Source organism: Pseudoalteromonas sp. 2CM28B (genome assembly GCF_023161935.1).
On record NZ_JALNTH010000003.1, the window covers coordinates 138,352 to 161,815 of the forward strand.

The 23,464-nt window shown below is 41.3% G+C and carries 17 protein-coding genes; 10 read left to right on the plus strand and 7 right to left on the minus strand.

The window, feature by feature from the left end:
- The first annotated feature begins 7 nt into the window (after positions 1-7).
- The 5 genes from MTN96_RS05330 to MTN96_RS05350 all read left to right on the plus strand — a co-directional run bounded on the left by MTN96_RS05330 (position 8) and on the right by MTN96_RS05350 (position 5,514).
- Positions 8-1,999, plus strand: a complete 1,992-nt coding sequence (locus tag MTN96_RS05330) for an acetyl/propionyl/methylcrotonyl-CoA carboxylase subunit alpha (RefSeq protein ID WP_248530905.1) — start codon at positions 8-10, stop codon at positions 1,997-1,999.
- Complete coding sequence (locus MTN96_RS05335; protein ID WP_248531053.1) at positions 1,999-2,901, plus strand: hydroxymethylglutaryl-CoA lyase; 903 nt, start codon at positions 1,999-2,001, stop codon at positions 2,899-2,901. The genes MTN96_RS05330 and MTN96_RS05335 overlap by 1 nt, the downstream gene beginning before the upstream one ends.
- 45 nt (positions 2,902-2,946) lie before the next feature.
- Entirely contained in the window at positions 2,947-3,645 is a 699-nt protein-coding gene (locus MTN96_RS05340; RefSeq protein WP_004587895.1) for a CoA transferase subunit A, read from the plus strand.
- A gap of 15 nt (positions 3,646-3,660) precedes the next feature.
- Complete coding sequence (locus MTN96_RS05345; protein WP_248530906.1) at positions 3,661-4,317, plus strand: 3-oxoacid CoA-transferase subunit B; 657 nt, start codon at positions 3,661-3,663, stop codon at positions 4,315-4,317.
- A 315-nt stretch (positions 4,318-4,632) separates the two neighbouring features.
- Positions 4,633-5,514, plus strand: coding sequence for a LysR family transcriptional regulator (locus MTN96_RS05350; RefSeq protein ID WP_004587893.1), 882 nt, complete (start codon positions 4,633-4,635; stop codon positions 5,512-5,514).
- Between the two features lie 854 nt (positions 5,515-6,368).
- On the opposite strand, the gene MTN96_RS05355 is transcribed toward MTN96_RS05350, so the two are convergent.
- Positions 6,369-7,124 carry an ABC transporter substrate-binding protein gene (locus MTN96_RS05355; protein ID WP_248530907.1) on the minus strand — a complete coding sequence of 252 codons (756 nt, stop codon included), beginning with the start codon at positions 7,122-7,124 and terminating at the stop codon, positions 6,369-6,371.
- 116 nt (positions 7,125-7,240) lie between these two features.
- Positions 7,241-8,530 carry a peptide-methionine (S)-S-oxide reductase MsrA gene (gene msrA / locus MTN96_RS05360; RefSeq protein ID WP_248530908.1) on the minus strand — a complete coding sequence of 430 codons (1,290 nt, stop codon included), beginning with the start codon at positions 8,528-8,530 and terminating at the stop codon, positions 7,241-7,243.
- A gap of 196 nt (positions 8,531-8,726) precedes the next feature.
- On the opposite strand from msrA, the gene pxpB reads away from it, so the two are divergent.
- The 4 genes from pxpB (at position 8,727) to MTN96_RS05380 (ending at position 13,255) form a co-directional block, all read left to right on the plus strand.
- A complete protein-coding gene (pxpB, locus tag MTN96_RS05365) occupies positions 8,727-9,386 on the plus strand; it encodes a 5-oxoprolinase subunit PxpB (RefSeq protein ID WP_248530909.1) in 660 nt (219 codons plus the stop codon).
- 1 nt (position 9,387) lies between these two features.
- Complete coding sequence (locus tag MTN96_RS05370; RefSeq protein ID WP_248530910.1) at positions 9,388-10,320, plus strand: biotin-dependent carboxyltransferase family protein; 933 nt, start codon at positions 9,388-9,390, stop codon at positions 10,318-10,320.
- A 438-nt stretch (positions 10,321-10,758) separates the two neighbouring features.
- Positions 10,759-12,432 carry an asparagine synthase B gene (asnB, locus tag MTN96_RS05375; RefSeq protein ID WP_064385433.1) on the plus strand — a complete coding sequence of 558 codons (1,674 nt, stop codon included), beginning with the start codon at positions 10,759-10,761 and terminating at the stop codon, positions 12,430-12,432.
- Positions 12,416-13,255, plus strand: a complete 840-nt coding sequence (locus MTN96_RS05380) for a PhzF family phenazine biosynthesis protein (protein ID WP_248530911.1) — start codon at positions 12,416-12,418, stop codon at positions 13,253-13,255. Before asnB ends, MTN96_RS05380 begins: the two co-directional genes overlap by 17 nt.
- A 4-nt stretch (positions 13,256-13,259) precedes the next feature.
- Here MTN96_RS05380 and egtD read toward each other — a convergent pair whose 3' ends face one another.
- On the minus strand, positions 13,260-14,234 hold the full coding sequence (gene egtD, locus MTN96_RS05385; RefSeq protein ID WP_096041797.1) for an L-histidine N(alpha)-methyltransferase: 975 nt from the start codon (positions 14,232-14,234) through the stop codon (positions 13,260-13,262).
- Positions 14,231-15,505, minus strand: a complete 1,275-nt coding sequence (egtB, locus tag MTN96_RS05390) for an ergothioneine biosynthesis protein EgtB (RefSeq protein ID WP_024034106.1) — start codon at positions 15,503-15,505, stop codon at positions 14,231-14,233. The genes egtD and egtB overlap by 4 nt, the downstream gene beginning before the upstream one ends.
- Before the next feature lie 435 nt (positions 15,506-15,940).
- Here egtB and MTN96_RS05395 point away from each other — a divergent pair, with 435 nt between their 5' ends.
- Entirely contained in the window at positions 15,941-17,521 is a 1,581-nt protein-coding gene (locus MTN96_RS05395) for a BCCT family transporter (protein WP_004587884.1), read from the plus strand.
- A gap of 121 nt (positions 17,522-17,642) precedes the next feature.
- Here the strand turns inward: MTN96_RS05395 and MTN96_RS05400 are convergent, their stop codons facing one another.
- The 3 genes from MTN96_RS05400 to MTN96_RS05410 all read right to left on the minus strand — a co-directional run bounded on the left by MTN96_RS05400 (position 17,643) and on the right by MTN96_RS05410 (position 23,464).
- The gene (locus MTN96_RS05400) at positions 17,643-18,347 is read right to left on the minus strand and encodes a 3'-5' exonuclease (RefSeq protein ID WP_064385440.1); all 705 of its coding nucleotides are present in this window, start codon (positions 18,345-18,347) and stop codon (positions 17,643-17,645) included.
- 3 nt (positions 18,348-18,350) lie between these two features.
- Positions 18,351-20,246, minus strand: a complete 1,896-nt coding sequence (locus MTN96_RS05405) for a DUF294 nucleotidyltransferase-like domain-containing protein (protein ID WP_004587882.1) — start codon at positions 20,244-20,246, stop codon at positions 18,351-18,353.
- 137 nt (positions 20,247-20,383) lie between these two features.
- Positions 20,384-23,464: an efflux RND transporter permease subunit gene (locus MTN96_RS05410; protein ID WP_248530912.1), complete on the minus strand. Its 3,081-nt coding sequence runs from the start codon at positions 23,462-23,464 to the stop codon at positions 20,384-20,386.

The window sequence follows — 23,464 nt, forward strand, 5'->3', positions numbered from 1 at the left end:
ACTAATTATGAACACACACACATTAAAAAAGATACTCATTGCCAACCGTGGTGAAATTGCATGCCGTATAATGCGAAGTGCAAAGCAAATGGGCCTAACAACGGTGGCTGTTTACTCTGACGCCGACAAACACGCACAACATATAAAAATGGCTGATGAGGCCTACCACATTGGCCCTGCACCAAGTAAAGACTCATACCTTGTAACAGATAAAATTTTACAGGTTGCAAAAACAAGCGGCGCCGATTGTATACACCCCGGGTACGGTTTTTTATCTGAAAACAGCGAGTTTGCTAAAGCCTGTGAAGCTAACAACATTGCGTTTATTGGCCCACTTGCAAGCAGCATAGAAGCCATGGGCTCTAAAACCCGCGCCAAAGAAATTATGGCCGCGGCAAATGTACCATTAGTGCCAGGCTATTACGGTGATAACCAAGATCCTGCTTTTTTACAATCTGAGGCTGAAAAAATTGGTTACCCCGTGCTCATTAAAGCGGCCTTTGGTGGTGGCGGTAAAGGCATGCGCGTTGTTGAGCAAGCCAAAGATTTTAAAAGTGCACTTGAGGGCGCACAGCGTGAAGCAATTGCGGGCTTTGGTAACGATTTAGTACTGCTTGAGCGCTATGTTAACCAGCCTCGCCATGTTGAAGTACAGGTATTTGCCGATAACCACGGTAACTGTGTTTATTTAGGGGATCGTGATTGTTCCCTGCAGCGCCGTCATCAAAAAGTAATTGAAGAAGCCCCAGCGCCTGGTTTAAGTGATGAACTGCGTAAAGAAATGGGTGAAGCCGCAGTACGCTGTGCTCTTGCAATAAACTACAGAGGTGCAGGTACGGTTGAGTTTTTACTGTGTGGCGATGAGTTCTTTTTCATGGAAATGAACACGCGCCTACAAGTAGAGCACCCTGTGACCGAAATGGTAACCGGCGTAGATTTAGTTAATTGGCAAATTAATATTGCCGCTGGGCAAACACTGCCGTTAACGCAATCAGATATACAACTCCAAGGCCACAGCTTTGAAGCGCGTATTTACGCAGAAGATCCAAGTAACGACTTTATTCCCTGCTCGGGCACAATAGAAGCGTTAAGCACTCCACTTAACAGTGAGTTTGTACGTATTGATACCGGTATTGCACAAGGCGATGAAATAAGCCCGTTTTACGACCCGATGATTGCAAAACTGATTGTGCATGATGATAACCGAGAGCAAGCATTATCGCGTTTACGCCAAGCACTTGAGCAATTTCACTTAGCGGGTTTTAGCACTAACATTGGCTTTTTACACAACTTAGCAAGCCACCCTACATTTGCTCAAGGTGCGCCAAGCACCCACTTTATTGCCGAGCAAGGCGATGCATTGGTAAGTGTTGATAGCGCCGCGCTTGAAAAAGCACAACTAATTGCAGCCTTTGCCTACCTTGAATCGCTTGGTGCTAAAAAGGCAACTCAGCAAAGCGCAAGCCCGTGGCAACAACTCAGTGGTTTTACGCTTAACGCACCACAAAAAGTGGATGTACCATTTACAGACTTAGCTATAAGCGCCGTTAAAACTAAAACGGGTTATGTTGTAACGCATAATGATAAGTCGTTCGATATAGCAGGCTCCGTAAACCAAAACGTATGTAATGTGTTTATTAATGGGGAAAAATTTACCGCCCATGTTAGCCACTTTGATAACAGTATTAGCGTGATGTTTGCTGCGCTGCAAATTAAGCTTGCTTTAAACACTAAACATTACATTAGCAGCCATGAAAGTGACGCCCTGCCCCTTGCGGCACCACTTAATGGCACTGTGGTTAAGCATTTAGTTGATGTAGGCAGCACCATTACCAAAGGCGATGCCGTAGTGATTATTGAAGCCATGAAAATGGAATACACGCTTAATGCACCTCACGATGGTATTTTACAAAGCTACTGCTATGATGAAGGCGAATTAGTTTCGCACGGCGCTTTATTAGCAATTGTAGAAGACACCACGGCGCAGGAGGCATCGTGATGGCTGCTTTTCCAACTGAAGTTAAAATTGTTGAAGTAGGCGCGCGTGATGGCCTACAAAACGAAAAATCAGTCACTGCAGCTGATAAAATTTCATTAATAAATGCCCTCAGTGACGCGGGCTTAAAAAATATTGAAGCAGGTGCTTTTGTATCGCCTAAATGGGTGCCACAAATGGCCGATTCGCCCGAGGTGATAACAGCGCTTAATTTACCCCATGTAAATTTAAGTGCGCTTACACCCAACTTAAAAGGCGCCCAAGCGGCCCATGCCGTTGACATAAAAGAATTTGCCATATTTACCGCGGCAAGCGAATCGTTCTGTCAAAAAAATATAAATTGCAGTATTGATGAGAGTATTGAGCGTTTTAGCGACGTTATGGCATTTGCAAAAGCCAATAACATACGTGTACGCGGTTATGTAAGTTGTGTACTCGGTTGTCCTTATGAGGGAGAAATAGACCCGCATAAAGTACTTAGCGTTTCGCAAAAGCTTTTAGATTTAGGCTGCTACGAAATAAGCCTTGGCGATACCATAGGTGTTGGCACTGCAAATAAAGTTACCCAGCTTTTAACACTTTTGCTTGAACATATTGATAAATCAAAACTGGCAGTGCATTTTCATGATACGTACGGGCAAGCGCTCACAAATATTTACGCAGCGTTAAGCTTAGGTATAGCAACGGTTGATGCCGCTGTTGCAGGCCTTGGCGGCTGCCCTTATGCCAAAGGCGCGTCAGGAAATGTTGCCACCGAAGATGTGGTTTACTTACTCAATGGGCTTGGCATTGAACATGGAATTGATTTACAAAGGTTAAGTAGCGCTGGTTGGAAAATTACACAAGCACTTGGCAAAACGCCTGTAAGCAAAGTTTCAATTGCATTAGGCAACACACAAAAATAATAGCTTAACTTGCCAAATGGCAGTTAACACAATGAGGAGAGTCTCATGGCCGGTTTTGATAAAGTGGTTTCTAGTTACGAAGCTGCAATGGCAGGGTTAAAAGACGGCGATACCGTTATTGCTGGCGGCTTTGGCTTATGCGGTATTCCTGAGGGCTTAATTAAACAAATTAAGGCAATGAACACCAAAGAGCTAACCGTGGTTTCTAACAACTGTGGTGTAGATGACTTTGGATTAGGAATTTTACTTAAAGATAAACAGATTAAAAAAGTAATTGCCTCATACGTTGGCGAAAACGCCCTGTTTGAGCAGCAATTACTAAGCGGTGAAATAGATGTAGAGCTTACCCCGCAAGGTACCTTGGCTGAAAAAATGCGTGCGGGCGGTGCAGGTATTCCTGCATTTTATACCGCTACAGGTTACGGTACGCCCGTTGCAGAGGGTAAAGATGTAAAAGAATTTGACGGACGCCCATATATTTTAGAAGAGTCGATCACCGGTGAGTTTGCCATTGTAAAAGCGTGGAAAGCCGACCGATACGGTAATTTAGTATTTAGGCACACTGCCATGAACTTTAACCCAATGGCGGCAACAGCAGGTAAGATTACCGTTGCCGAAGTAGAAGAAATAGTAGAGCCCGGTGAACTTGAGCCAAGCCAAATTCATACCCCCGGCATTTTTGTAAATCGCGTTATTAAAGGCGACTTTGAAAAACGCATTGAACGTGTAACAACACGAGATTAAGCAGGAGCATAGGTTATGGCATTATCACGTGAACAAGTTGCAATGCGCGTTGCACAGGAACTACAAGACGGCTTTTACGTTAATTTGGGCATAGGAATTCCGACACTCGTCGCAAACTATGTACCTGATGGTATTGAAGTTATGTTACAGTCAGAAAATGGGCTTTTAGGTATGGGTCCCTACCCAACAAAAGCCGAGCTAGACGCAGATATGATAAACGCGGGTAAAGAAACCGTGACAGCTGCCACAGGCGCAGCCATATTTAATAGTGCAGATAGTTTTGCCATGATACGGGGTGGTCATGTAGACTTAACCGTTCTGGGTGCATTTGAAGTAGACCAAAGCGGCAACATTGCCTCGTGGATGATCCCCAAAAAGCTGATAAAAGGCATGGGGGGCGCAATGGATTTAGTCGCTGGGGCAAAGAATATTATTGTTACTACGACCCATGCCAGTAAGCATGGTGACTCTAAATTATTAGAGTCGTGCACATTACCGCTAACGGGCGTTAATTGCGTTAAAAAAATAGTAACAGATTTGGCCGTACTTGAAGTTAAAGACGGCGCATTTCATTTACTCGAGCGCGCTCCGGGCGTATCGGTTGATGAAATAATTAGTAAAACAGCAGGTAAATTACTTGTTGACGGTGAAGTACCAGAAATGGTTTTTTAACGCTTTACCATGTACCGACCTCATTCCCAGTGCCAATGGCGCTGAGTTACCCAAAATCCCTCGCAAGAGGGATTTTTTTTGCCTGTCATAAACTTTTTTTCAGTTTTAATACAGTTGTAGTAAATATTATCTATAATACGAATAGCTTTTAATGTAAGCGCTTAGATTATTTGCACTAATTTGTGGATTGTCTGCACCTTTTTTGTGAACTAGTGCTATATTTAAAATTAAACTATTGATATTATTATATTAAATTATTGGTTCGATTATTGCCTATTAAAGGCGTCTTAAATTAATTAAACAATTCTGGAAAACATGCAAACTCCTATTCGAGGCCTCCGCTCTTTTTGCTTTGCAGCAAAAAGCTTAAGTTTTAAACATGCAGCTAAAGAGCTGTACTTAACGCCCTCTGCGGTAAGCCATCAAATAAAACAACTTGAAGAACAACTGGGCATTGAACTCTTTCAGCGCCAAACCCGATCCATTAGTTTAACGGCTGCGGGTAAAAACTTTTTTGATGCCATTTCGCCTATTATCTATACGCTTGAAAACACCATCAACGAGTTCAGTCAATTGCAGCAAAACACTAATATAACCATTACGCTGCCTGAATTTTTTGCCAGTGAACTACTTATGCCTAAATTAAGTGAGTGGACATCTGAGCACCCTAATATAAATTTACAAATGGATACGCTCAAAACCCGTAAAGAGCTAACCCGCCACAGTGATTTATCGATTGTTTTATCCTCAAGTAAACCCACTGAGGGCCTTACTACAGAGCTATTTAATCTTGAATATATACCGGCGTGTAACGAAAAACTGTTAAAACAGTGGAAAGACGATCACTGCCAAGCATTAAACCAAGTACCATTAATCCTTCACAAAGCAAGGCCGTGGGCATGGCACCAATGGGCTGAAAAAGCGGGTATAGATGACTTTTCGCCTACGCAAATTATACAAATTGATAGTATGTTTGGGGTCGCTCGTGCAGCGCAACAGGGCATTGGCATTTCACTTATACCGCTGCCTATTAGCCAAAGCTGGTTTGATGAAAAATGGCTTTATAAATTATTTCAACAGCCTCTTACAACCAAAGATAAATACTATTTAGTACAGCATGAAGCTAATTCGCCAAATCCCGCGCTAGATTTATTTGCTAAATGGGTTGTATCTACATTTAGCAACATTCAAGGTTAGTGTTGCCTTAGTAAATGCAATTTACATTTTGGTTTAATAACGGCAATTTTAATGTGTGCAGCACGTAGCAAGTGCCAAAGCTGCACGCATTAAACTGTAAAGCTCCTTCTTTTTTACTTTCCTGAAGCTTAACAACACCGTTTAGTGATTTATTATTAATTAAATATTTTTATTTAATCATTCGTTTTTGCCGTACAAGCTAACCTATAAAAATTTATCCTTTTAAATCAATAAAATAACATAACACGTTAGACTAAAGTCTATAGCTTAATTTTTTTCACTTATTGGTTTTATTTTTATCGTTTGTCTGACTTTTACGATTATTTTAAAGTTAACCCATCGCAAACAAACAGCTAAACGTTTTTACTAATTAGACATTTTTTACTGTTTTGCACCAAATAAATGCAACCTTTTTAGATGTGATAGCTCTAACAAGGTAAGAAAAGAATCTTATATTGTGTGTGTAAGATGTTGTCAGTGTGAAAAGGCAGTTCAAGTCAGGTGGTGACTTGGTTTGAACTGTTTTTTATTCCACCAGCAGCACGCAGCAATAACTAAATTAGCTACTTTGTAGCAAACCAAATCTTATATTGTGTGTGTAAGATGTTGTCAGTGTGAAAAAGCAGTTCAAGTTAGGTGGTGACTTGGTTTGAACTGTTTTTTATTCCACCAGCAACACGCAGCAATAACGTAATTAGCTACTATATAGCAAACCAAATCTTATATTGTGTGTGTAAGATGTTGTCAGTGTGAAAAGCGGTTCATGTGAGGTGGTGACCTTATATGGGCCGTTTTTGTTTTATAAACACAATTACCTGCCCAACCGTTTTATACCAACTCGCTTAAATTAAGTATTATTCAACTATAAAGTTATGCTTTTGTTTAAGCTCTTCAATGGCATTTTCATTGTCTTTTAAAAATACATTAAACTTTTTAACGAGCTGTGGGTGTTTAATGCTCGATAACATAAACGCTTGGTGATCAACAGGCAACTGATGCTGAAAAAACACAGGGACGGGAGTATCAAAAAACTCTTCTATATTGTATTTAAGTACATCGTGTGAAATATATATACAATCAACTCGCTCTTTATGCAGCAAATAAATCATCTCAATAACGTTATCATTTTCGAGTACTTGCAAGCCTGGCATTGAGGTTAACTTTTCAAGCCCTTGCAATGTAAAGCCACGCACTTTTGCAAGTGATTTGCAATCTTCAAGTTTAATATTGTCTTTTAAGCTCGCTAACCCTGTATGTGTAACTAATGAAGGAACAGAATAATTAATATCTTGTTGATGCTGATTTTTATAACTTACTTGCCAATTAGGATTGTCGGGGTATTTAAAGTCAACATGGTGATGCTCTATAAATTCTTTATAAAGGCGCGGAATAGGCAAAGTGTAAAATTCAAATTTAATATTTTGTTGTTTTGCAAATAGCTCCAGTAACTCTTTACTAAAACCAAAATAATCACGCTTATTAGTGCCACTACCGTCGTAATAAGGCAGGTATTCTATATTCTCTACCCCTATTACATATTTTTCGGTTGGCTGTGCTAATACAGGGCTTATAGTTATAAGCCCTGATACAAGTGCTAACGTGTTAATCAATTTGATAGTAAAATGCCGTTTATATCGTTTGGATTATTAATTTATATAACATAATCACAGTTAATTAAAGTTTAGATTTATTAAATATAAAAGAGCGAATTAATCGCTCTTATAAATTAGCTTTTGTCACGAGGTATAAACTCTAACACAGTAGCATTAATACAGTATCTATCTGTGCCTCTTGGTCCCTCACCTTTAAATAAATGCCCTAAATGTATACCTGTGCTTTTTGATTTAAGCTCAATTCGAGTCATCCCCCAGCTGGTATCTTTATGCTTAGTAACACTATTTTTAACCGGATGTTTAAACGACAGCCACCCCGTGCCCGAATTAAATCTATCGCGGGTATCAAATAATGGTTCACCACTTAATTTATCAACAAATACGCCATCGGGAGTATTTTTAAATTCTTTATACTCTTTACAATAAGGTCGGTCGGTGCGCTCATTAAATGCGACTTCGTAAGCATCACTATCGCCTAGCTTAAAGGCGCCAAGCGCTTTGTAAAATTCAGCGGGGCTTGCATAGCCTTGACGCGCGTACACCTCTTTTCCATTTTCTAAAAACAAAATGGTGGGGGTTGCCCAAGTTGCCGATTTTATAGTTAGGCCATTAAGCTCATCAGCATGGCGAAATGTCAGTGGGATTGAACCTTTGTAATTGTTTGTGACTGTTTTTTTAAATTTTTCACAGTAAGGGCAGTATTCGCGCGAATCAAGTACCACAATCTGCTTGCCCGTGAGTAAAACGTTATTGTCTACATCTGCTTTTTTAGTTTTATTAAATACCACACCCGTGGCGTGATCTGGGCAATAGCCATTTGGGTTCTTTTGTAAATAATTTTGATGATACTCCTCAGCAGATACAAACCCCTCAAGCGGTTTTATTACTGTTTTAATTGCCCCATAACCGGCTTCACTTAATAACGGCTGATACTCGGCTTTAACTTGCTCTGCAAGCTGCGCTTGCTCTTTAGTGGTAGTAAGAATAATTGATCGATACTGCGTGCCAATATCATTACCTTGGCGATTCGATTGTGTAGGATCATGGCTTTCAAAGTAATTTTGTAATAGCGCTTTAGAAGAAATGATATTGCTGTTGTACATCACTTGCACTACTTCAGCGTAGTTGTTTTCGTCAAACCGGCGAGATTGGTCGGTGATATTTTTATAGGTTGGTTTAAAGCCGTGCCCATCTGCATAGCCTGACTCTGCATCAATAACCCCTTCTAGTGCTTCGTAGCGCTTTTCGGCTCCCCAAAAACAGCCAGAGCCTAACACAATGGTTTTTATATGCATTGTGGCCTCTACGTTGCTGTGCTCTATTTTTTCGGTTGATAAAGCAAAACAGCCGGCGCTAAATGTAATAGCGGCGCCTAATAAATAAACTGAGCGAGAAAATGTCATAAATACCTCTTAATACCTACGTGTTTTAATTAAGACCCAACATCCCTTGTTTTAATTTCAGTAAATAAATACGTGCTAAATTTGAATACAGTTTGAGTCTGCATTTCTTTTTCGTTTATTTTTCTTATGGCTAGGTACTGAATAAATTGACAAAACTATGTTAGCTTTGCTGCACGTTGTATAAAAAGATTAAATTATGACTGCATTTTTACAGGTATTTACTTTAACAAATAACAGTTTGCTATTAGATGCCACACAGCATAAACAAAACAATGTGTTAGACACTCAAAAAAAAATTTGGGCACTCACTAAGCAGCTAAAGCAAAGTAACGAATTTATTGATTTAGTCCCAGGCATGAACTCTTTAACGCTTTATTTAAAATCGGCAAGTAATTTAAAAAAATGGCAAAACGCCTTGCCTGATTTATGGGACAAAGTACAAGCAACAACATTTAAAGGCACTCACCATAAAATACACACTACTTATGATGGAGAAGATTTAGATTTAGTTGCCAAACAAACTAATTTAACACCCCAGCAAATTATTCAAATACATAGCCAAGCCACTTACCACGTTTTATTTTTAGGGTTTCAGCCCGGGTTTGCTTATCTACATGGATTAGATTCACGCTTGCATATCCCACGCAGAGACACGCCGCGTACCAAAGTACCTAAAGGCGCCGTTGCTTTAGGCGCAGAGCAAACTGCCATTTACCCCGCAGAAACACCTGGCGGTTGGCATATCATTGGCCACACAAACACGCCCCTTTTTAATAGCACACACTCAGATCCTTGCTTATTTAAACCCGGCGACACGCTATCGTTCGTTTCAATAAACACAGTGCAAGGAGCATAAAGTGATAAAAGTTCTTAAACCCGGCGTACAACTTACAATTCAAGATGGCGGGCGCTGCGGCTATCGTCATTTAGGTGTAAGCCAAGCGGGTTGTTTAGACCCTTACGCACAAATAATTGCCAATAAATTAGTGGGTAACAAAGATAATGAAGCTGTGCTTGAAGTTACGTTAGGCCTGTGCGAGTTACAGTTTGAAACCGATACTGTTATTGCTCTACAAGGTGCAGATTTAAACGCTGCGCTTGATGAAATGCCCTTGTACCCTGGCTGGAGTTACCAAGTAAGAGCCAAACAAACTTTAAGCTTTGATACAGGCCGCGCAGGTTTGCGTGCCTATGTAGCCGTACAAGGTGGCATTGATGTTAAAGATATTATGGGCTCAAAATCCACCGATTTAAACGCGCTCTTTGGTGGCTTAGCAGGTAAAGCACTTAGCGAGGGCGACATTATTCCTATTAAAACATCGCCCGTGCCAATAACGCGCTTTATACAGCGCGGCGCTATTACTCCGCCTAAACTAAAGGTGATTAGGGTATATGCAAGCCCACATGCGCAACTATTAGGTGATACGCTACTTAAACAGTTTTTTTCAACGGCGTTTAAAGTAAGCCATAACAGCAACAGAATGGGCCTTAGGCTAACAAACGAAAGTCCCCTAACTCATAGTCACTCACTTGCCTCTCTTGGTACAGGCCCGGGCTCTATTCAATTACCGCCCAGTGGTGAGCCTATTGTATTACTTAACGACGCACAAACAACCGGTGGCTACCCATTACTTGGCACGGTAATAGAGGCTGATTTACATCAGTTTGCGCAATTTAGACCCGGTGACTCAATTGAATTTAAGCAAGTAACCCATGAGCAAGCTAGATTAGCAAAACAAAAGCTTAAAGGTCACTTACATCAGCTAAGCTTAGCGCTTAAATATAGTTAACTCTAAGGTGAGATATAAAGCTATTACAAGGAGCTAATAAAAGTACAAGCGGCGCTCTACTTAACTTGCAATAAGTATGCGTAGATTGGTTAATTAAGCACATAAAATAAAAACACGCTAACGCAAAAAATTATAATAAGGCAATTTAAGGTCTGCTTTAATTTTCGCACACACTTGGTGCATTTGTGCAGTGTGCTTTTTTGCAAACACTGCACTGAATGCCTTACTAACGCCACTTTACACACCAAAAGTGTTGTAAATATAGCCACACCTGCGCGCGGTGCACTACTTTGGTGCGCGCACTTTTCAGTTGGTGCATAAATTATTCTTAATTAATTGTAAAAGCAGTGTGACTTGAGTAATTATTTCTGATAAAACAAGGTTTCGCAGCACAGCAAAGTTGCCCTGCTGCACACATAATAGGAATGAGGAGTTACTATGTGTTCAATTTTTGGTGTATTAGATATTAAATCTAACGCCACTCAGTTGCGTACCCAAGCAATTGAAATGTCAAAACTACTAAGGCACCGTGGCCCAGATTGGTCTGGTGTGTATTCATCTGAAAAAGCGATTTTAGTGCATGAACGCTTAGCCATTGTTGGTGTATCAAGCGGCGCACAACCATTATATAACCCTGAAAAAACAAATATTTTAGCGGTTAACGGCGAAATTTATAACCACAAAGAGCTGGCAGCAGAGCTAGAGGTAGATTTTGAATTTCAGACTCAATCAGACTGTGAAGTTATTTTAGCGTTATACAAACAAAAAGGGCCTGAGTTTTTAGATGACTTAAATGGTATTTTTGCATTTTGTTTATACGATGAAGAAAACGATGCGTACTTAATTGGCCGCGATCACATCGGTATTATTCCGCTTTATACTGGTCACGATGAGCATGGTAATTTTTATGTTGCCTCAGAGCTTAAAGCGCTTTCGCCAATTTGTAAGCACATTGAAGAGTTTCCACCAGGGCACTACCTATACAGCAAAAATGGTGAACTAACGCCTTATTATAAGCGCGATTGGGAAACCTTTGATGCAGTAAAAGATAACAGTGCACAAGCGCAAGACGTAAAAGAAGCGCTAGAAAGCGCTGTGAAACGCCAGCTAATGTGTGATGTACCGTATGGCGTATTGCTATCGGGCGGTTTAGACTCGTCGGTTATTTCGGCTATTACGCAACGTTTTGCTGCTAAACGTATTGAAGATAACGATGAAAGCGACGCATGGTGGCCTAAGCTGCATTCATTTTCTGTTGGGCTTGAGGGTTCACCTGATTTAGCCGCTGCGCAAAAAGTAGCGGATATGATTGGCACAGTACATCACCCTATTCACTTTACCATTCAAGAAGGTATTGACGCGCTTCGTGAGGTTATTTACCACATTGAGACGTACGATGTAACCACCATCCGTGCCTCAACGCCAATGTATTTAATGGCGCGCCAAATTAAAGCTATGGGTATTAAAATGGTATTATCGGGCGAAGGCGCTGATGAACTATTTGGTGGCTATTTATACTTCCATAAAGCGCCAAACGCACAAGAGTTTCATGAAGAGCTAAACCGTAAAGTGTCAAAGCTGCATATGTTTGACTGTTTACGTGCCAATAAGTCAATGGCTGCATGGGGCGTAGAAGCGCGCGTACCGTTTCTTGATAAAGAGTTTGTTGATGTGGCTATGCGTATCAACCCTGAAGCAAAAATGTGTAAAGATGACAAAATTGAAAAGCACATTTTACGCGAAGGCTTCGATGGCTACCTGCCTGAAGAAGTACTGTGGCGTCAAAAAGAGCAATTCTCAGACGGTGTTGGCTACAGCTGGATAGACACGTTAAAAGAGTTTGTAAACGAGCAAGTAAGCGACCAAGAGCTTGCTAACGCTAAGTTTAAGTACCCTATTAACACGCCTGATTCTAAAGAAGCGTATTACTATCGCTCTATTTTTGAATCACACTTCCCAGGTGATGCATCAGCTAAATGTGTACCACATGGTAAGTCGGTTGCGTGTTCAACCCCTGAAGCACTTGCATGGGATGCATCATTTCAAAATAATGCTGATCCTTCAGGCCGTGCTGCTGGCGTTCACAACGACGCGTATGCAAGCAAAGGCTAAACGCACCCTTTTATCGCAACGTAGGCTACAACAGCCTAGGTTGCGATATATAAAGCACGTTTATTCAGTTCCTGTATTTTCTAGTTCACAGCATAACTTAGCTGGTTCAAGTGCGTTAATTGTTATTTATACGCAAGGGTTAAGTACCCGTGTAATGCAAAAAATTGCATCAAATTCGCAGCACCCTGCTAGCGTTTTCTTAAATGAAAGTGAAATTTCTCACCGTGTATGTAACATTCGCTGGTTTAACCAAACATCTGAAATTAAGCGCTGCGGCCATGGCACCCTTGCTGCTGCAAAATGTTTATTAGCACACTTTGGTTTTTGCCCTTCACACTTTATTTCAAACGATAAAGAACGGTTTAAAATCAAGCGAGCTACAGGCCAGGTACAACTTCAGCTAGCGGCTATTAATTTAAAAAAGAGTGATGAGGTTAACAGCCTTAGTGATGTGTTTTCGCACTCTATAAAAGCTACTTACGCAACAGCTTATAAAAATGGCTATACCGTTGTACTGTTTAAAAACATGGCTGATTTAGAGCATTTAGAGGTTAATTTTACACATTTAGTAAATGTGCATAACAATGCGGTAATTGCATTGCAAATACATAGTATTAATAAAAACAGCGCAAGCGCGTATTTTAGGTATTTTGCGCCGCAATTTGGGGTAAATGAAGATACTGCTACAGGCTCTGCCGTGTCGGTTATTGCGCCACTTATTTTTAGACTATATGGTTTAAATAAAGTAACCCTTATGCAGCAGTCACCAAAAGGGGCGCTGCTAAACTATACGTTTAGCAGCAATCAGGTAGTTGTAAGTTAAGCTATTACATTGGCCTTAGTAGGCAAAGTGCAAAGTAGCTTTTCTCGTCTTGCCATGTTTGTTCAAGCGATAAATTAGCTTGAGCAGCAAGATTTTTAAACGACTCAAGCGTATATTTGTGCGAGTTTTCAGTGTGAATACTCTCTCCCGCTACAAAGTCTATTTGCTTATCGTTAATGACCACGCTTTGATTACACTTGCTCACTAAATGCATTTCAATGCGGCTGTGCACTTCGTTAAATCGCGATTCGTGTTTAAAATTATCTAAAATAAACGTGCCATTTAATTCGTTATTTATACGCTGGAGCAAGTTTTTATTAAAGGCGGCGGTAATGCCGGCTTTGTCATCGTAAGCATCAAGTAACACTTGTCGCTCTTTTACTAAATCAATACCTATTAATACATAGCCATCAACACCGCATAAACGGTGGAAATTATTCATTATTTCAATGGCTTTTACTGGCGCAAAGTTACCCAGTGTAGAGCCTGGAAAATAAACTAAATTTGTTTGGCTGTCTAAGGCGGTGTCTTTTGTTAACTGCTTAACCATTTGACTATGGGTAAAATCACCTAGCAATGGCGTAATGGCCAGCTCCGGAAATAACGGTGATAAATGCGCTAACGAGTAATTAAGCATTTCTGATGATATTTCAAAAGGAACAAAGGTTTTTACATTGCTCATATGGGCGAGTAAATACGCGACCTTTTTACCCGAGCCACAGCCAGGCTCAATAATTGATAGGTTCTCGGGCAGTCTATTAGCGATAGCTTTTGAGTAATCTTCTAATATGGCAAGTTCAGTACGGGTAACATAGTACTCTTGCAATGAGGTTATTTGCTCGAATAAAGCCGCCCCTTTATCATCGTAAAAATACTTACACGGCAGCGACTTTTGCTGTTGAGCAAGTCCATGTAATACATCATTTAAAAAGTCTAGATCGGTTATTGATTGCTGATTAATTGCTGTTACTTGGCTCATAGTATGTCCTTTGCTAGTCTTATGCCGCTGCACATCCACGCTTGGTGTGGATAAAAAAAGTTACGATAGGTCTGTCTTAAATGATCTTTTGGGGTAAACACGCATCCGCCACGCAAAACCATTTGGTTATTCATAAATTTACCATTGTATTCCCCTGCGGCTCCGCTAAAGGGTTTAAAGCCTGGGTAAGGTAAATAGGCGCTATTAGTCCACTGCCAACATGTATCGCTTAACTGCGAGATATCATCTGGGTTTTTACATACACTTGGCGTAAGCAAATCGTTTTGCTGTTGCTTAAGTGCTTGCTGCTGCGCTACATACTCCCATTCAAACTCAGTAGGTAGGCGCGCATTTACAAAATTAGCATAGGCTGCAGCTTCAAAATAACTTACATGGCTCACTGGCGCATCTAAATTTAAAGGCTGCAGTCCGTAGAGAGTAAATTCAAACCACTGCCCGTCAATATACTGCCAGTATAAAGGGTGACTAAGTTGCTCGGTGTTTATATTAGCCCAGCCATCACTTAACCAAAATGAAGGGTTTTTATACCCGCCCGCCTCTATAAATTGTAAGTACTCTCTATTAGTCACTAATCGATTAGCAAAACTAAACGCATGGATAAGGGCCTGATGTTTAGGTTGTTCGTTATCGTACGAAAAGCCGTTTTTAGCATCAGCCCCTATATTGGTTATGCTTTGGCTAAATTCGGTATATTTTAAAGTGCCTAACGAATCACTCACCTTTATTAAGTTATTTGGGGTTTGGCTGTAGGCAGGAAAGCTTGGATTAACCGAAAAATTATATTTAATATCCATTAGCATGAGCTCTTGATGTTGCTGCTCATGATTCAGCCCAAGTTCTATAATATTGCACAGTGTTTGGTTAGTGCCTAATTGAAGCAGCTCGTTTAGCGCATTATCAACATAGGCTCTGTAGCGCAACACCACCTCTAAACTGGGGCGAGATAAACATCCTCTATTAGCACGCTTAAACTGCTCACCTATGCCGTTATAGTAGGAGTTAAAAAGCACCTTAAATTGTTCATCAAAGAGCGTGTAGTTAGGCAAATACTTAGCAAGTAAAAATGTTTCAAAAAACCACGTGGTGTGAGCTAAGTGCCATTTCATTGGGCTTGCATCATCCATTGCTTGTAGTTGGCAATCTTCTGCGCTGAGGTTTTTTATAAGTGTAAGACTATGTTGGCGAATTGACTGAAATTGAGCATGTATTTTTTCAGTACTGTGCGCTTCATTCGTTTTCGTGTTTAGCATATTAAAGTTAGTCCTTTTCACTCTTTGCGATTAAATAAAGCCTACCCCAGATTTTACCTTTATGCATGTTACATAATGATTAAATCGAACCCTCTACCCATTTAAAACGTAGACTAATGTATTAACGACTAAACGAGTTTGGTGGCGCTGCTTTAATTTTAGTTTAATAACAAACTAATTTTTAACACTCACTGAATTAACAATAGCTTATCTTTTTAGTGATAAATAGCTTTTAGCGCTAAGTAATCAGGCATATATAACCAAATAGTTTTACATTTACGATTTAACTCATACACTATTAAGGGTATGATCAGCGATTAATTTAGTTAGTCCTCAAATAAGTTTTATTGTAAATAATGCAACTTACTTTGTGGCTAATTAACTTAGTGTTATGCCGGAACTCTCTGGCTTGTTAGGACAACATAAGAGGTATTCATGAGCGAAAATCATGACAAGTATAGTATTGATAATACGGACTACACCGTAGGTCAAGATAACGTGCAAAAATGGGGATTTGATATACATAATCCTGTTTTTGGTATTAGTGCCGGTTTGATTGTCATCTTTTTAGTCGCCATTCTCGTTTCGGATGCGCAAACAGCCAAAGCAACACTTGATGGTATTAAGCTCGATATAATAAATAACTTTGATGCGTTTTTTATGTGGGCAGCAAACTTCTTTGTTATATTTTGTTTGGCATTAATTGTATCGCCCTATGGTAATATTCGTTTAGGTGGAGAAGGTGCTAAACCAACGCACTCGCGTATGTCATGGCTTGCCATGTTATTTGCCGCAGGTATGGGTATTGGGTTAATGTTTTGGGGTGTTGCAGAGCCTGTAGCTTACTTTACCGGCTGGTACGAAACCCCACTTAATGTAACCGCAAATACGCCAGAGGCTGCAAAAGTAGCAATGGGTGCAACCATGTTTCACTGGGGTCTTCACCCGTGGGCTATTTATGCCGTTGTAGCGCTCTCGCTTGCGTTTTTTACTTATAATAAAGGTCTTCCTTTATCAATCCGTTCAATTTTTTATCCACTATTAGGCGACAGAGCTTGGGGCTGGCCTGGTCATATTATTGATATTCTTGCCGTGCTTGCCACTTTGTTTGGCCTTGCAACCTCGTTAGGTTTAGGCGCACAGCAGGCTTCTGCAGGTATTAATCATGTATTTGGTACTGATGGCGGCGTAGGCGCACAATTATTGGTTATTATTGGCGTTACCTTACTAGCTATTATCTCAGTAGTACGCGGCATTGATGGCGGCGTAAAGGTCCTTAGTAATATAAACATGCTTATTGCATTTGCCTTACTCCTGTTTGTTGGTTTAGTTGGCTTTGCCGTGGCAATCGGTAACGTACCAAATACGGTTATGGGTTATGTTGAAAATATTATTCCACTGAGCAACCCACATGGCCGAGAAGACGAAACATGGATGCACGGTTGGACTGTATTTTACTGGGCATGGTGGATTTCGTGGTCACCGTTTGTAGGTATGTTTATTGCGCGTGTTTCTCGTGGTCGTACAATTAGAGAGTTTTTAATCGCTGTATTATTAATTCCTACTGCGGTTACTATTTTATGGATGTCTATTTACGGCGGCATTGCAATAGACCAAGTTGTTCAAGGTGTTGGTAGCTTAGGCGTAAACGGTTTAACCGATGTGCCTATGGCGATGTTCCAAATGCTAGACGAACTACCTATGTCGAGCGTGCTTTCGTTCCTAGCTGTGGTTTTAGTATTAGTGTTTTTCATTACCTCTTCTGACTCGGGTTCATTAGTTATCGACTCAATTACAGCAGGTGGTAAAGTGGATGCGCCAGTACCACAACGCATCTTTTGGGCTACGGTTGAGGGCTCTATTGCTGCTGCTCTATTATGGATTGGCGGTACAGAGGCGATTCAAGCATTACAAGCGGGTGCTGTTTCAACAGGTCTTCCGTTTACTTTAGTGTTACTACTAATGTGTGTAAGCCTATTATTAGGATTACGTACTGAGCCTCGCGCTGTTAAATAATTAGTCGCTTGCCAGTAAACTAAAAAAACGCCGCGTAATATGCGGCGTTTTTTATTAGCTAAGCTAAACGCTTTTTAATAATTTAACTCTGTATTGCACTCGCTAAAATTTAAAAATAGATTTAACTTAGTAATTCAGCCAATGGCGTATCATCGCGGTAATGGTATTGCAGCTGTGCAATCAACAGCTCTGCTGTGGCTAATGCATCAGTTAGCGCATTGTGATTATGATAAGCAGGCAAAGAGTATCGACTGCGGCAATCTGTGAGTCTCAGTGAGCCTACCTTTTGATTAAACAAACGCCCTATTAAGCCTTGGCGGGCGCGCAACGCTCGTTGCTCAATTTCCATGGTATCGACTAATGCAAACTGGATCCCTTCGTTAATTCTCGCAAGTAATGCATTGTTTAGAAAGTGCCGCTCTATCGCTGCATAATGCACCACCACGACTTTACCACTAAGTGCATTAAGTAGCGGCCCTAGTCGAGAGGTTAAATCGGGAGCATCATCCACTTCTGAATGCGTAATACCATGAATAACAATCGACTCCTCGCTTAAGCTTTTACGAGGCTGCACTACCCAATGCTTAGCATGTGTGCAGTACACTCTTTGCATAGTAAAAGGGACTAAGCCAATACTGACTATATCGTCTACCTCACTATTTAGACCGGTTGTCTCAAAATCAAGAGCCACAAACGAAATGTCTTTTATGGGCGTGTGCGTATCACCATAAGCGTGCTGATAAAACGCTTTTAAATGCTCATTTTTAGCGTTGTTAGCCAGTGTTTTATAATGAGCCTGCCAGTCAAAATACGATTGCTTAGCCATTCGTTACTTAACACCCGCATTAGCTGAGTAACTAAACTTTAAGTAGCTTTGTGCTTTTTCGAGTATGGCAAACGCTTCTTTTAAGTTGCGTTGCTCAAACGGCGAAAGTAAATGCGGGTCTATGTCGTTATCGGGCTCTTCTTCTTGCTCTATTTGCCATGCTTGATGGCGAATTCGCATCATGGCAATGTATTCTAACGCGTCACGTAAATCTTGTGCTTTACCCTCAGGTAACAGGCGCGATTCAATAATATCTTCAAGGCGTTCAAACGAATTTTGCTTACGAGAGCCTATCGCCAGTGCATGCACTCTTATCACATCAGAAAGCGGCGCGGTGCCTCTGCGTTTTAAGTTCATTGAGCGCTTGTGCTGGCCGTTATGCTCAAGCACAAAGCCTTTAAAAAACCCAAGTGGCGGTGTGCGGTTTCGGGCATTGGCAGCCATATTTGCTAAAAACACACGGTTTTGTTTACTTTGCTTAGCAATAAAAATTTTAAGCTCGTCGGCCCATTTTGTTTTACCCCACACCCCATCTAAATCAAAAAATATTGAGCTGTTAAGTAGGGCTTGTGGTTTAGGTAAGGCTATCCACTGTGAGAATTGATCAAACCATTGCGAGCGTGTTTTACGCCATTTTTTGAACGAGGCCATAATTTCGCCGCTGCAATAGGTATAACCACATTGCGCTAAGCCATCACACACAAAATCAGAAATATTTTGAAAGTACTCGTTGTGTTTTTCATCATCGTAATTGTCATCCAAAATAAGCGCGTTATCTTGATCTGTTACAATAAGTTGTTCGTCTCGCGCCATAGAGCCTAACGCTATAAAACAGTAAGGTACTGGCGGCGGTCCATATTTTTCTTCAGCCAGTACTAATAAGCGCTGTTTAAAAGTACGCCCTATTACCGCCATTGCCGTACCAATCATATGTGAATTAGCATCTTCGTTTACCATACGTACAAATACATTGGGCAGCTGGCGCGCGTAATGTGCTAAATCTTCAATGGTTTGCTGCGCTAAAATACCGCGTACCAAGAGTAAACTACTTTGCGACTCGTACCTTAAAATATCGGATAGTGAAATAACCCCAATAGGTCGGCGCTTTTGTACCACAGGTAAGTGGTGCAAGTTGTCGCGCAGCATGGCAAGGACGGCTTCAAATACATAGGCATTTGAATCAAGCAGTACAAGATTAGTCGACATAATTTTATCTGCGGTAACATCAAGCCCTAGGCCTTCGGCTACCACTTTTGTGCGTATATCGCGGTCGGTAATAATGCCTACTATTTGCCCATCGTCTTCTTCTGGGTCGTCGCTTATTGGTTTGTCTAAATCGGTAACTAACACAGAAGATACCGCTTCTTCTGTCATTACTTTAGCCACATCTTGTATGGTGGTTTGAGTGCTTAGCGTTACCACATCGCGATGAATGAGCGATTTAACTTTGGCGGTTGTTAAATCGTTGCTGTCGGCTTGCTCAACTAACGCTTGGCGAAGGCGTACATTGCCATCGGCTTCAAAATAATCTGCAAAGCCGTCAAACTCGTCACAAAAACGGTTAAACAGCGTAAAATTTATACAATACACTAGGGTGTCTTCGAGTGCCTTTGCAGGAAAGCGCACTTTACGATTCATCAACAAGCCCATTTGGCCAAAAATACCGCCCACATCTAAGCGGTTATAAAGCTCATTATTACGACGATAAATTTCCACAGAGCCACTGCGAATTATAAATAAATCAGCGATGTCTTGGCCTAACGTTAAAATATCAGTTTGCGAGCGGTAGTAAGCTACCTCAACTTGTTGCGCAAGCTCGTTTAAAGCGTTTGTCGGTAAGTCATCAAATGGCGGGTGCTGCGCTAAAAACTGCGCAATTTCAACTTGTTCGGCTTGCATTGGGGATTCCTTGTGGCCACACAAAAAGGCATGTATATGCTTAAGTGGCTATCTTAACAAACAAGTAGTGCCAATCAAGCCATAACCACACCCAGCAGACTTTTAATTTAAAAACGTTGCTGGGCATGGCTTTAAGGTTAGTCTATTTTTTCAAGCTCTTGTGCGAGCTGCTTAGATTCATCCCCCCTTGGCGTGGTAAAGCGTGCTAAGCCTAAGTAAATTACCGGAGTAAGATAAAGCGTAAACAACACCGCAAGTGCTAAGCCGCCAAACACCACCCAGCCAATTGCATTTCGGGCCTCAGCCCCTGCGCCCGAAGATAGAATTAACGGCAATGCTCCAAGTAATGTAGATATAAGGGTCATCGTAATTGGGCGTAAACGTACCAGCGCAGCTCGCTCGACGGCTTTTCTGACCGTTAAACCTTGATCGCGTAATTGGTCTGCAAATTCAACAAGCAAAATTGCGTTTTTAGCGATTAAGCCTATCAGCATCACTAAACCAATTTGAGAGTAAATATTTAACGACGTGCCGGTTAAATAAAGCGCTAATATGGCCGAGGTAATACCAAAGGGAACGGTTATCATAACCACAATGGCACTATTTACATTTTCAAATTGAGCAGCCAATACTAAAAATACAATTAAAAAAGCAAGTACATAAGTTACAAGTACTTCGCTGGATGTTTCTTCATACGTTAGCGCTTCGCCTTTAAACGCAAGTGCAATACCTGGCTCTAACGATTGCTCAGACACCGTTTTTATTTGCTCTACTAAAGCAGCAATGGTTAACGATTCTGGCAACTCCATACTGAGCTCTATTGAGCGGCGCTGGGCATGACGTTCAAGCTCTGCAGCCACCCCTTCTTCAGAAATATAGGCCACACTACTTAACGGTACTAAACTGCTATTACCCGCTCTGATGTATAAATTAGCCAAATCACTTGGACTGTTTATGGTTTGGTTTTGCGCTTGGAGCATAATTGGCACAGACTGATCGCCAATGTTTAAATCTTCTACATCGTCGCCATTTATTGCTGCGCGCAAGGTAATGGCAATGTCGTTTAGCGATACACCGAGCTCTTGTGCACGGCGTCTGTCTATATTTACTCTAAGCTGTGGTTGCGATGGCTGATAAGAAATACGCACAGGTGCCACCTCAGGAACGGCTTTTTCTAATGCCGCAGAAAACTGCTGAGCCGCTTTAAATATTTGCAAATAATCTTGCCCAAGCAGCGCGATTTCAACGCCTCCCCCTTGACCACGTAGATTTAAACTATTAGCCCCACCTGGGTAAGCCGGTGCCCCTGGAATATCGCCAAGTGGCTGGCGTATCTTATTAATAATTTCTTGTTGGCTAAAATGGCGCTCATCCCAATGCTTTAATGGCACAGTAATAAACACAATATTAGGGTCCCATTGACCTACCACAGTATAAATAGACTCAATTTCGCCGCTATCGACAAACGGAAGTAAAATATCTTCCATTTTTATCGCTTGCCTATCCATAAAGTTAAGCCCTACACCATCTGGGCCACGTGCAAATATACGAATTTTTCCTCGGTCTTCTGTGGGTAAAAGCTCGCTGTCTAAACTGGCGTACAACGCCCCTGAGCCTACTGCAACCAATAAACAGAGCGCAAACGTAATCCATGCATGGTTAAGCACTTTATGAATTGTTTTTGTATAAATACCACCCAACCAATGGCCTAGTTTAGCAAATGGGTGAAAACCGCCCTGCTTTAACTTTAATTTGGAGGTAAGAGCTGGCACTAATGAAAGTGCCACAAAGCTTGATATAATTACCGCACCGGCAAGTACTCCACCAAACTCTCTAAATAAGCGACCCGCAGTAGAGGGTAAAAACGCAATAGGTATAAATACAGCAGCAAGTACAGCCGTGGTTGCTACAACAGCAAAAAATACCTCGCGCGTGCCTATTACAGCAGCTGCCCGACGCCCTAAACCTAGCCCCCGCTGGCGCTGAATATTTTCACTTACTACTATGGCATCATCAACAATTAAGCCTGTGGCTAATACAAGCGCCAACAAGGTTAAAATATTTATTGAAAAACCCAGTGCCCATATAAGTGCTAAAGACCCTATTAAGGCAACAGGAATAGCAAAAGCAGGCACTAAAGTGGCGCGCCAAGAGCCAATAAATACCCACAAAGTGACAACCACTAACAATACTGTAAGTAATAAAGAGTAAATTACTTCATCTACTGAACTTCTTATAAATTGTGCGTCATCGGAGGTAAGTGTAAATTCCATTTCTGGAAAGCGCGTTTGCATGCTTGTAATAAGCTTGAGCACTTCATCTGATATTTCAATTGTATTTGATTGTGCTTGTCGAATAATTTCCATACCAATAACGGGCTTACCGTTTAGCCTTACCATAGAGCGCGGATCGGCAGGGCCAAAATACACAGCCGCAATATCACTAATTCGGGTATCGCCTTGTATTATAATATCGCCAACTTGCTCTGGAGTAATAGAGGTTGCATCGGCACGTACAATAATTTGCTGATCGTTTGACTTTAAACTCCCTGCTGGCACATCAAACGGTGCTTGGCTAAGCACTTGTGCTACATCGGGCACTGTTAAATTAAAGCTACTTAGTTTTAGCGGGTCTATTCGTACTCTTAATACGCGTTCTCTATCTCCGTTTAAGCGTACATCTGCGACACCCGGAATAGTTAAAAATTGCGGCGCTAAGTCAACATTTACACGCTCGGTAAGTGCTTCAAGCGATAAACTTTCACTTGAAACAGTCAGAGACACAACTGCTTCGGCGTCGTTGTCGGCTTTAATAATAGAAACACGCTCGACCTCCTCTGGAAGGTCTCGCTCTACACGTGCAACAGACTCTCGCGTTTCATTCGCGGCGTCATCTAAATTTATGCCTGGTCTAAATTCGACCACAATACGTGCATTTCCCTCTTCACTTTGTGCGCGTATCGATTTAACGCCACTTACACGCGCTACTGCGCCTTCTAATTTGCTGGTTACTTCGGTATCAACGGTCTCAGGCGAGCCACCAGGAAATGGCGCCGAAACCGTAATACGTGGTCTATCTACATCTGGAAGTTCTCTTACTTCAACACCCGCAATAGCGGCAATACCTGCAATAATAATTAATAAGTTAAGCACCACAATAAGTACTGGGCGGCGAATCGCCATTGAGGGTAAGTCTTGCATCATAGGTTGCTGTTTCAT